At 41.0% G+C, this 11,391-nt stretch carries 12 protein-coding genes; 6 read left to right on the top strand and 6 right to left on the bottom strand.

Going from position 1 to position 11,391, the window contains the following annotated elements; translation table 11 throughout:
* Together WA352_RS16490 and WA352_RS16485 are read left to right on the top strand one after the other, a co-directional pair.
* On the top strand, window positions 1–1,200 hold a 1,200-nt coding region (locus tag WA352_RS16490; RefSeq protein ID WP_336143292.1), incomplete at its 5' end, for a tryptophan 7-halogenase.
* Window positions 1,201–1,283: 83 nt separating this feature from the next.
* The gene (locus WA352_RS16485) at window positions 1,284–2,303 is read left to right on the top strand and encodes a DUF6160 family protein (RefSeq protein WP_033134399.1); all 1,020 of its coding nucleotides are present in this window, start codon (window positions 1,284–1,286) and stop codon (window positions 2,301–2,303) included.
* 76 nt (window positions 2,304–2,379) lie between these two features.
* Here WA352_RS16485 and WA352_RS16480 read toward each other — a convergent pair whose 3' ends face one another.
* Both WA352_RS16480 and WA352_RS16475 read right to left on the bottom strand, forming a co-directional pair.
* A complete protein-coding gene (locus WA352_RS16480; RefSeq protein ID WP_033134400.1) occupies window positions 2,380–3,309 on the bottom strand; it encodes a tRNA dihydrouridine synthase in 930 nt (309 codons plus the stop codon).
* Between the two features lie 79 nt (window positions 3,310–3,388).
* On the bottom strand, window positions 3,389–4,198 hold the full coding sequence (locus tag WA352_RS16475) for a cytochrome C assembly family protein (protein WP_005205568.1): 810 nt from the start codon (window positions 4,196–4,198) through the stop codon (window positions 3,389–3,391).
* 147 nt (window positions 4,199–4,345) lie between these two features.
* Here WA352_RS16475 and ffh point away from each other — a divergent pair, with 147 nt between their 5' ends.
* Window positions 4,346–5,758, top strand: a complete 1,413-nt coding sequence (ffh, locus tag WA352_RS16470) for a signal recognition particle protein (RefSeq protein ID WP_005205566.1) — start codon at window positions 4,346–4,348, stop codon at window positions 5,756–5,758.
* Window positions 5,759–5,908: 150 nt separating this feature from the next.
* On the top strand, window positions 5,909–6,496 hold the full coding sequence (locus WA352_RS16465; RefSeq protein WP_033134401.1) for an RBBP9/YdeN family alpha/beta hydrolase: 588 nt from the start codon (window positions 5,909–5,911) through the stop codon (window positions 6,494–6,496).
* Here WA352_RS16465 and WA352_RS16460 read toward each other — a convergent pair.
* Both WA352_RS16460 and WA352_RS16455 read right to left on the bottom strand, forming a co-directional pair.
* The gene (locus WA352_RS16460; protein ID WP_033134402.1) at window positions 6,466–7,209 is read right to left on the bottom strand and encodes a pantothenate kinase; all 744 of its coding nucleotides are present in this window, start codon (window positions 7,207–7,209) and stop codon (window positions 6,466–6,468) included. The two genes, WA352_RS16465 and WA352_RS16460, sit on opposite strands and share 31 nt — an antisense overlap.
* A 15-nt stretch (window positions 7,210–7,224) precedes the next feature.
* Window positions 7,225–8,001, bottom strand: a complete 777-nt coding sequence (locus WA352_RS16455) for a biotin--[acetyl-CoA-carboxylase] ligase (RefSeq protein ID WP_033134403.1) — start codon at window positions 7,999–8,001, stop codon at window positions 7,225–7,227.
* 6 nt (window positions 8,002–8,007) lie between these two features.
* Between WA352_RS16455 and WA352_RS16450 the strand changes: the two genes are divergently transcribed.
* On the top strand, window positions 8,008–8,808 hold the full coding sequence (locus WA352_RS16450; protein ID WP_004804875.1) for a sulfite exporter TauE/SafE family protein: 801 nt from the start codon (window positions 8,008–8,010) through the stop codon (window positions 8,806–8,808).
* A gap of 10 nt (window positions 8,809–8,818) precedes the next feature.
* Here the strand turns inward: WA352_RS16450 and WA352_RS16445 are convergent, their stop codons facing one another.
* On the bottom strand, window positions 8,819–9,361 hold the full coding sequence (locus tag WA352_RS16445; protein WP_033134404.1) for a GTP-binding protein: 543 nt from the start codon (window positions 9,359–9,361) through the stop codon (window positions 8,819–8,821).
* Window positions 9,362–9,375: 14 nt separating this feature from the next.
* On the bottom strand, window positions 9,376–10,341 hold the full coding sequence (locus WA352_RS16440) for a hypothetical protein (RefSeq protein ID WP_033134405.1): 966 nt from the start codon (window positions 10,339–10,341) through the stop codon (window positions 9,376–9,378).
* Window positions 10,342–10,693: 352 nt separating this feature from the next.
* On the opposite strand from WA352_RS16440, the gene WA352_RS16435 reads away from it, so the two are divergent.
* Window positions 10,694–11,389, top strand: a complete 696-nt coding sequence (locus WA352_RS16435; RefSeq protein ID WP_004804879.1) for a GntR family transcriptional regulator — start codon at window positions 10,694–10,696, stop codon at window positions 11,387–11,389.
* The last annotated feature ends 2 nt before the right edge of the window (window positions 11,390–11,391 follow it).

Here is an 11,391-nt window from a genome sequence, read left to right as displayed (position 1 = left end):
TACTATTACCATCTTTTTCCAAATATCGATACACCAGAAATGTGGGATGAAAATAGATATTATCCCTTTTTATCTCTATTGTTAAATAATGGCTTAAATATTAATAGCTATATGGAAGCATTGGAATTATGTGAGAATAAAGTACCTTTTAACAAAGTCATTGATTTATTAATTTCGGGGAATCATAATTTCACAGCTTCTTTACATTTTGATACTTTTAAAGTTGGGCAATATCTTAAAGAAATTGCATTACAAAGAAGTATTATTCATGTTGAAGATAAGGTAGAGGATTTTTGTTTAGATGCTGAAAAGGGTTCTGTAACTTCAATTCAGTGTCAAAATAGAAAAATTGATTGCGATTTTGTAATAGATGCTTCAGGATTTTCTAGACTTTTAATTGGGGGGAAGTTTAAGACTGATTGGATATCCTTTGCAGATACATTAATTATGAATAGAGCACTGCCTTTTCATTTATCACATAAAAAAGAAATAGAGTTAGTAACACGAGCAACTGCTTTAAGTTCTGGCTGGGTTTGGCAAATTCCATTACAGGAAAGAATAGGAGCTGGCTATGTATTTAATGACCAATTTTTGTCAGATGATCAAGCTCATGATGAAGTTGAAAAATGGCTAGGGGAAAAAATTGATCCAATACGTGTAATTAAATTTGAGGCAGGATATTTTCAAAAGGTATGGGTCAAAAATGTTGTGGCTCTTGGCCTAGCTTCTGGTTTTGTAGAGCCTCTAGAGGCGACCTCTATTGGACAAATGGTCACACAGTTAGAAACATTATCAAACTTTATCCTACACAATCATGGGGTTATTTCTGAACAAAATATAAATTATTTTAATAAGCAGAATGGACAATATTGGCGTGGGATTGGGGATTTCATTCGTATGCATTATGATACCCCAAGAGAGGATACACCTTTTTGGAAAGAGATGAAAAATGTGCCAATCTCACCTGAATATAAAGAATTAAAAGAGTGTTGGAAACATCGAACACCTCGATTGATAGATTTTGCTGAATATAGTTTAAGTGGAACACTTATGTTTGGTGTACCAAATTGGTTTGCTGTTGGAGTTGGAACAGGAGTTATAAAACCTGAATCAACGGCAGCTGAGTTGTATGCTTTATCTATAGATCAAAAGAGAAAATTAGCCCAACATTTACATAAGATGAAGCAAAAGTTAAGTTAGCATGATTTAATATTGTGATTTATAGAATTTATGTTAGACTAAGTTTTGTATATATTTTAAACATTTGTCTATGGATGAGGACAATGAATAAAAACAAAAAATTAGGATGTTTGTCGTTATTGTTATTAAGTCCATTGACTATGGCAATGCAACCGATGGATGACCAAAGTCTTTCTGCCATGACTGGACAGAATGGCTTAACCATTGGTGTTCAGGCGAATGTTCAATTCAATCAGTTGGCGATCATTGATAATGATGGCTTATCATATGGCGGTTATACTTCACCATCTTATACCAATCGAGCAGGTTTGGTCATTGCAGGTGTGGCGGGACAAGCGACAGCAATGCCTGTTAAGGTAACTGCTTTAAATGGTACCACTGAAACGACATTAGGCTTTAAGGCACTTGTTGATACTGATGCAGGAACCGCTGCCACAGGTGGCGCTTTTGCCAATATTGCATTGGGTTTGAATAACAATGTAACAGGGATTCGAATTTCTCCCTTTTCTATTTATACCGTTGGATCAGGTTCGCTTTCTAATTCGAGTGGAAGTACCTATACGCGCAATTCTATTTTTAGTTCAGGTACACTACTTAAAAGTGATGTAAAAGAATTACTTCGTGTTGGCGGCATTGATATTGTTTTTGCATCGAATAAGCCAAGTATAAATATTCAAATGGGTGCGGCTCCACAAGGCCATATGGTGATGTTTGATGGCGCAATCGAGTCAATTTGTGGCACAGGTACTGGCTGTAATATTATGCTAGTCTCGGACTATGCAACGTCTGGAAATTCGACTACGGCGCCTGTTGGGGCGAGTTTTAACTTTAAATTGACTGGAAATAATGGTAATCCTTTTGGTTTAAAAGGATTCTATGCTGGAATTTATGGTCCAACAGGGACAACGGATAAAGGTGGCGTGATTTTTGGAAATACAGGAACAAGTAATAAGTTCGATTTACAGTTAAATAATGTTCTGTTAGGTACAAGTGGTGCTCAACAAGCAGGTACTTTTAATAATTTACCCAATGCTTCTATTGGTAATATTGGTGTAACAGGTGCCTCTGTAACAAATCTACAAATGAAAGTGAGCGGGATGTAGTTACATCGCTTAGATCATAAAATAAATTTTAAAGCGGCTTAGGCCGCTTTTTTATTACATAGGGATAACTCTAACTTTAGCTTTGTTTTAAAAATTGGATAATCTCGTCTAATTGCTTGATTTTTTTCACTTGCCCCCACAGGGCTTGTGCTTCAGGATAGGCTTTGGTCATCATCCCTAGCCACTGCTTGTAGCGTCCTACCATGCCAATTTCAGTCTTATATTGACCACTTAAGAAGCGAAGTTGTAATTCCACCAAATCTGGCCAAGACAGCAATGCTTGATCCATATCTTGACGTACACACAAGGTTAAATCAGGGGTCGTCACAGCACCACGTCCGATCATGAGATCTTGGCAATGTGATTGCGCTAAACAGGCTTTCGCATCAGCATTGTTCCAGATCTCGCCGTTGGCAATCACATTGATGTTTAATGCTTCTGTAATGGGCTGAATTTTTTCCCAGTAGGCTGGTGGGGTATAGCCATCAGCCTTAGTCCGTGCATGAACCGTGAGCCAACTTGCACCTGCATCTTCAATCGCATGTGCATTATCCAAAGTATGATTTTCATCCAGATAGCCCAAACGCATTTTGGCTGAAACAGGAATGTGTCCAGGCACTGCATCACGAACAGCTTTGACCAATTGATGTACGGTTTCAGGCTCATCCAGTAGAACAGAACCACCACGATGGCGATTCACTGTTTTGGCTGGACAACCAAAATTCAGATCAATAGCGGGTGCGCCCAGTTCCACGACTTTGGCGGCATTGGCAGCGAGCATATCGGGGTTGTTACCAAGAAACTGTACATGTACAGGTGTACCTGCTGCAGTTTTGCCTCCATTTTTTAATTCAGGGCAAAAACTATCGTAGATATGATCTGGCAGGATGCTATCGGTAATACGGATAAACTCAGTCACGCACCAATCAAAACTGCCAACATGAGTGAGCACGTCACGCATGATCGGATCAGTCAGACCTTCCATTGGAGCGAGTACAAGTTTCACGATTTTTTACCTAGATAAGCGAAAACAGCGTTATACGCATTTTCAGATAGGCTGTCTAGTTTTTATTAAAATGTAAGAACTAGCGTCCTAAAATCATTTCTAAAACAAATTTACTGCCCATAAAACCAATGGCGAGCAGGACAAAACCAGTAATGGTAAAACGAATGGCTTTACGGCCACGCCAGCCAAATTTGTAATGCCCGATGAGCAAGGCGCCGTATAAGAACCATGAAATAATACTAAAGGCGGTTTTATGTGCCAGATGCTGAGCAAAGAAATTATCAATGGTGAAGAAACCAAATAACAAGGCTGCTGTCAGTAGACCAAAACCTGTGATAATCAAGTCAAATAACAGGGACTCCATCACTTGAAATGGCGGCAGTAAGTTCACCCAAATCCGTCGTTTTTGCTTCTTTTTTAGTTCCCGATCTTGGAACCAGAGCAACACAGCATGAATGGTTGCCATGAGCAAAACTGCATAGGCCGATAATGACAGAATAATATGTAAATCTAAGCCTAAGCTATGTTGTTCAATAATTTGATTCGGTTGGCTAAAGGCAAAACCTAAGATTAAACCAAAAGCGGCAACAGGTGTACCGATCAGGTTGAGTGGCAGAATTGGGCGGATCAGGCTCAAAATCAAACTCAGCGCTAACATCAGTCCTGAAGTAAATGACATCAGGTTAAAGACATCATAATTCACCCCAATCGGTGTCATCATGTCTTGGTAGAGCACAGTACTATGCAGTACTAACCCTAGTCCAACCATAAGACCATAACACCAAAGATTTGGACTACGTTTTGACATCAATCGAATAAACAAATACCAAAATGAACTGGTATAGGCGATGAGTGCCAAAATTGTGTAAACCAAGGGGAGACTGATCATGTCAAACCTTTTGCAGGAGGATGAATAATATTCACCATATAAGATATAAATTCGCTTCGAACTACAGTATCCTATAGCATCTTACGCATAAATTTTCTATTTTAAGAAAGATTTTTTTGCAACTAGCCATTTTAAGCGGATTTCGCAATGTTTGATACCTTAACAGAACGACTCACACAGAGTTTAAGAAATGTTACTGGCTCAGGGCAGCTGACCGAAGACAATATTAAAGATACCTTACGTGAAGTACGTATGGCACTTCTTGAAGCCGATGTGGCGTTACCTGTAACTCGTGAATTTATCGCGAAGGTTAAGGAAGAAGCGCTCGGTCAAGAGGTGATGACTCAGCTTTCCCCTGGTCAGGCATTTGTAAAGATTGTCTATGATGAACTCACCAAGATGATGGGTGAGGCCAATGAAACACTAGATTTAAGTGCAAAACCACCTGTTGTTGTTCTGCTTGCAGGTTTGCAAGGTGCGGGTAAAACCACAACGGCTGCAAAATTAGCGCGCTTCCTAAAAGAACGCCAAAAGAAAAAAGTCATGACTGTTTCTGCTGACGTGTATCGTCCAGCAGCGATCAAGCAGTTAGAAACTGTATCCAATGAAGTTGGTGTGGGTTTTATTGCTTCAGAAGCAACTGAAAAGCCAATTGATATTGTGAATCGTGCCATTGAACAAGCGAAAATCCAATTCGCTGATGTTTTGATTGTCGATACTGCAGGCCGTCTGCATGTCGATGAAGACATGATGGACGAGATCAAAGAATTACATGCTGCGGTTAAACCAACTGAGACCTTATTTGTTGTCGATGCGATGACAGGTCAGGATGCGGCCAATACAGCGAAAGCCTTTAATGATGCTTTAGCTTTAACTGGTGTGATCCTGACTAAAACGGATGGTGATGCACGCGGTGGTGCGGCACTTTCTGTTCGTGCCATCACAGGCAAGCCAATTAAATTCTTAGGGATTGGTGAAAAGCTAGATGCACTTGAGCCATTCCATCCAGATCGTGTTGCACAACGTATCTTGGGCATGGGTGACGTCCTTTCTTTGGTCGAAGAAGTTGAACGCAAAATCGACAAAGAAAAAGCCGAAAAAATGGCGAAGAAATTGCAGAAAGGCGGAACCTTCAACTTTGAAGATATGCTGATGCAATTTGAGCAAATGAGCAAAATGGGCGGCATGATGGGCTTCTTGGACAAGTTGCCTGGTATGAGCAATGCGGGTATTCAGGATGCGATTGAAAAAGCCAACCCTGAAAAACAAGTTAAGCGTATGGAAGCCATCATTCAGTCGATGACGATCAAAGAGCGTCGTAATCCTGATTTGATGAATCCAAGCCGTAAAAAACGTATTGCAGCCGGTTGTGGTATGGATGTGGCTGAGGTCAATAAGTTGATCAAGCAACAAGCGCAAATGGCGAAGATGATGAAGAAATTTGCCAATCCATCGGGTATGAGCAAAATGCTGAAATCATTAGGCAATATGCAAAAACAATTTGGTGGTGGTGGCGGTAATATGGGGCCTTTGTTTGGCAGTAATGACCAGAAAAAGTAAGCTCTATACATCCTAAAAAGGCGCTTGATGCGCCTTTTTTAATGCGAGCGTGCTGTATAAATTTAATACAAAACATCAACATTCAAGCTGCTTTAAAAGGAAGAAAATTAAAAATAAGTCTATGTTTTACATTGAAAAGTAGTGTTGAATATGTCACATAATTCAAAAAATAAGGTGTTTATTATACATTGTGAGCATGCAGATCCAGAACAACATTGGTATCACTGGCTAGAACAGCAATTGAAAAGTGAAGCAGTTGCGGTTGAGCGGATTTTTCTGGCTGATGCGAGTCACCCTGAAGCGGAGATTTGGCAAACCTGTTTGGATGCACAGTTAAAAGCGCTAAATGAGCAGAGTATTGTGGTGGCACATGGTTTGTCCTGTGTTGCGGTAGCTCGATTTCTAGCAAAGAAACTGAAGCAAACTACCTTGAAAGCAGGGGTGTTTATCGCAGCTTTTAATGATCCGATTTCACGAGATTCTGAGTTCAATACCTTTATTGAACATTCAACTTTTGAGAGTGGTGTATTGCGTGCCAATATTCAAAGACGTTTGGTTTTCTTTTCCAGTAATGATCCCATTGTGCCTGTACCACTGACTTTTAAATTTTCTAATTTACTCAATGCCCAACTGATTGAGGTGGCTCAAGCTGGGCATTTTCGGGCAGAAGATGGTTTTAGTGAGTTTCCACAATTACTACAGGTACTTCAAACTTTGCTCAAAGCTGAGTTTAGTTGAACATAGTGACGTAAGCCCTTGAGCAATAAATCGGATTCAACTTGGGGCTGATAATGGCTGAGGAACTTGGCGAATAAAGTAGCATCACCGCCAGTCAAAATCAGCTTTTTAGGGGATTGCTGCATAATTTGATCAATGGTACTGATCAAGCCCAGCAAAATACCATGATGCACCGCATCCACCGTATTATGTCCAGGTTTTAAATTATCAAAGGCAGAGTCAGGAATCTTAATGCCTTTGGTATTTTGAATCAGCGAGTCTCGTTGCAGATACAAGTTGGGTAGAATATAACCACCCAGATGTTGCAATCCTTCGACTAGATCAATGGTCAGGGCAGTGCCACAGCCAATCACACAAAAGTTTGCATCTGGCTTTGCCATGGCCAAGACTTGTAACCAGCGGTCAATCCCCAGTTGACTTGGAACATCATAGCCACACTTTAAACCTGCATATTCAGCATGGACTTTGGCAAAAATAATCGGAATATCCAAAATATCTAGAATTATGTGAATACGTTGGTTATTTTCCGAATCCAGAACCGAAGAAATCCCGACACGACTTAAATTTTGATGGCGGAAGTGCTGAATCAAGCCGAGCAATAAATCTGCAGGGGATTGCAGGTGTAATTCGGCCGCATGTTCAATGACTTGATCATGTGCAGTGATCCAATATTTTAAGCGGGTATTGCCGATATCCAGCCATAAACTTTTCATAGAATAATCATTTCCTCAAATCGAAGCGAGACGTAAACGACCTTGATAGAATTGTTGGGTTTGATCCGTTTTGATCAGTACCGCACCATCATTGGAAATTCCTTGAAAAAGTCCCTGAACTTTACCTTGGGTATATTCAAATTCAACTTGTTGATTCAGCCAAATCGCATGATGATTAAAACGTTCAGCTAAATTATAACTACCGTGTTCAAACCACTGTGCTGCCTGCTGGATTGCGGTATACAGTTCAGCAATCAGGGTTAAACGATCAATGTTGGCTAAACCGAGCATCTCCAAAGAGCTAATCGGTTGATCTGCATTTTCCACAGGGGGCGTGTTTAGGTTAATGCCGACACCGACAATTGCTTGATGAGGGGAAAGCGGTTCAACCAGAATTCCGCCCCATTTTCCTTGTGGGCTATATAAATCATTTGGCCATTTGACTTGTAATGTTAAGCCATGCAAGCTTGGCATCTGTAAAATATTCAGAGCAACTTCAAGGGCAAGGCGACCATCCAGTGCAGTTTTGCTTTGAATCAGTGTGCTTAAATAAATATTGCCTTCAGGAGAGGCCCATTGTCGTTGGTGTTGACCTCGACCTTGTGTTTGTAGTGCACTGCAGACCAATCCTGTCGTTATGCCTTTTTGCGCAATTTCACGCATATCATCATTGGTCGAGGTTGTGGTTGTTTTGAGTAGCACCACTTCTGGATATTGATTTTTTGCGTTCAATAATTGCTGAAGCTGGCGGGTTGCGAAATCATCCATCATTTTTACAAGTAGAGTGGTCATGTGTTTATGGAGTTAATCATATATTTGCTGATTGGCGCAATTGCTGGATTTGCTGCGGGGCTATTCGGTGTGGGTGGTGGCTTAATTATTGTGCCAATTTTATATATTGTCTTTACCCAAATGAATTATGACCCGAATGTGATTATGCATATTGCAGTTGGAACTTCATTGGCAACCATTATTGTGACCTCGATCAGTTCGGTGATGGCACATCATAAAAAAGGGGCAGTGTTATGGCCTGTGTTCCGCAATTTAGCACCAGGCTTGGTGCTCGGTTCGTTTCTGGGGGCGGGTGTGGCTGATCTGATGTCAGGACAGCATTTACAGTTGGTGATTGGTGTCTTCGCCGTCTGGATGGCTTACAAGATGTTTAGAGGTGCAAATGCAGTGGTTGATCCAAATCGTCATTTACCGTCAGCGCCTTTACAACTTGCCGCGGGTGGTGGCATTGGGGTGGCATCCGCGATTTTTGGCATTGGTGGGGGTAGCCTCACCGTACCTTATCTCAATCGACATGGTGTGGTGATGCAAAAGGCAGTGGCGACCTCCGCAGCCTGTGGCTTACCCATCGCAGTTGCGGGAGCAATTGGCTTTATGTGGTTTGGTGCCAAAGAGCAGATTGAAGTGCCGAACACGATTGGTTATGTGCATATCTATGCTTTCTTGGGTATTAGTGTGATGAGTTTTATCACCGCAAAATTTGGCGCCAAAGTTGCACATCGTTTGTCGCCAGCCATGCTGAAAAAATGTTTTGCAGGTCTATTGGTGGTGGTTGGCAGCTATTTTATTTATAAAGGCCTGATCTGATCTAATTTTTTTATTGAGTAAGGCCATAATGTACTTCAATGGTGGCAATCAAGGTTTCGACCAGAAGAAGTACATCATCTTGCTGGCGTGCATCGATAAAGAATAGCGGATAATTCAGTTCTCTGGCTGCCAGCCAATCACGATACATGGATAAGGTGCGTTCTGGCATACGGTCAATATGGGTAATTGCAATCACAATATTATGACCAAAGGGCTGAAATGCTTGAAGATATTGCTCTAAATCCAGTAAAGGATTTTCAGCAGCATGGTCAATCATGACGATTGTTCCGATTGCGCCCTTACAGATCACTGCCCAAATAAAATCAAAGCGGTCTTGCCCAGGCGTACCATATAAACCAACCTTAACACCATCGTCCAACGTTAGCTCACCATAATCAATGCCAACAGTGGTCAGTAATTTGTCATGGGACTCGGTATCGGTGTTCAATGCTTCGGTACTGAGTACCTCAATTTCAGACAACGCTTTGATCGCCGTGGATTTACCTGAACCCATGGTGCCACCGAAGACAATTTTATATTGATGTAGAATCATAGAAGTATCCTCGATTAAAAGCCTAAACGATGGCGTAAGCGACCAAATAGTTTTTTCATAAAATGCTGTTCTGTTTCACTTTGCTGAGTTTGCGGGCGATATTTTGCCTGTTGATCTTTAATTAGCGTTCCACACTGTGCACCCAAGCATGCTGCAACAAAGTGTCTGACTTTCTGTTCGGGGAGGTTAAGTTGTTGGGCAACTATGCTGATCTGTGCACCTTGTGCAAAACAGGCTGCCATCCGCAAGATATCTTGGCGATCATGTTTGTTTTTGGGTTGTGGCCAGAATTGCAGATAAAAACTTGAGGCAAAGGTTGGACAGAGTTCCTCAAAATCCATAGAGGTCCAAAGTAAATGCCAAAGCCATTGTTGTAAGTCTTGCTGAGCTGCATCTGCAATCCAATGCAAATTATTCTGTGTGGCATAGGTATAGTTCAGGCTTGGGTCGGTTTGAAAGGAATGAAATTCAGGATGTTGCCACAGCCATTGATTGCGTGGGTCGGCAATGGCGAGTAGTCCTTGGTTATCAAACAGCTGAATCTTGCCATTCTTAGGATTTTGAATTTCTTGCAACACGTCTTTAATTTGTTTGCGATGAAAGATTGGCACATCTTCAGTTTCGATATTTTCTGATGCTTGATTTAAGCGTTCATCCAGATGAAGGCTCAGCCAGTGATGCAAGGAATGAAGATGGTTCAAGGGCAGAAATAGGGTGTCATCTTCGATGGCGCTATTTTTATCAGCATCATTGGCAATTTTCAGCACATTGATTTTATTGTTTTGCAGTAGGCTCTTGATATTGGGTGAGTCAAAAAATACTTGGTGAATCATGAGAATATCAAGTTGTGGCTCGGCAATATTGCTCCAATTGATTTGGACATGCTGCGGCACAGCCGTTTGAACTTGTTGTTTTAACTCATTCAAGGCTCTGAGACTGAGTCCAAAAATGGCAATATTGACGGCTTGATGAACACCCATGTTATGACTCATCTATGTATGTACTGAGCAATTCAGTAGGAGATTTAAAATGCGATACCATTAATGAAAATATTATTTTTTGTGACATGTATCAATTAAAAAGCGATAAGAGAATGTCTTTTCAGATGTGTGGTTAAATATCAGGCGCAAGCATAAATATTTGATATTCAATATAGAAAAACTGAGTGTTTAGTACATATTGAGAATTATATTGCGATTTTTTAGCGCAATTGGCTTAAAAAGCAATAAAATTGTCAGACAATGATATAGAATTTATGGGGCGAGATCAGTTAAAACAAAAAAGCGCAAACAGCATTGAATCAATGCGTATAACAAAGATAGCGAGGGGCTCATGAATCTCGAAGAGGCTGATAGTCTTTCTGAACAGATTGCAAAGTATATTAGTGAACAAATTATTAGTGGTGAGCTGGTTGAAGGCGAACGCATTCAAGAGTTGCGCATTGCCAAAGAATTAGATGTCAGTCGAGGCTCGGTTCGCGAAGCACTGTTGTTACTGGAGCGGACTTATTTAATTGAAATTTTTCCACGTCGTGGCGCGATCGTCTCTGAAATGTCAGCGCAACAGGTCAAAGCTCTATTTGATACCAATGTGATGGTACTCGGGCATATTGTGCAGCGGATTAGCGAAACCTGGCGAGTCAATGAGGCGGAGCAACTGCAAGCGTTATTGGATCAACTGGTCGAGTTTGTTCGTGCGGGCGATATCGAAAAATTTTACGATGCAATCTTTAAATATCTGGCAGACCAGCATGAAATGGTGGCGAATCCCTATTTGATGCAATTCTATAAAGAACTACTGCCATCGTTACGCCGTAGCTATTTTTTGACCTTAAATACTTCACGTCGAGAGCTACAAGAATCGTTTACCCTGTTTAAGTTAGTGATTGATGCTATTTTGATCCGAAAATCACAACAAGCTGCTTTATTTATGGAAGATTTTTGTCGACACTTGCGCAACCTTGTGTTGGAATCTCTGACACGTATGAAACAGATTGAATTGGCTTGGGCTAGACGCTCACGCCGCTAGTT

The organism is Acinetobacter sp. 102, from assembly GCF_037028485.1.
Taxonomy (GTDB): Bacteria; Pseudomonadota; Gammaproteobacteria; order Pseudomonadales; family Moraxellaceae; genus Acinetobacter; species Acinetobacter higginsii.
This window is presented reverse-complemented; position numbering and strand designations above follow the sequence as displayed.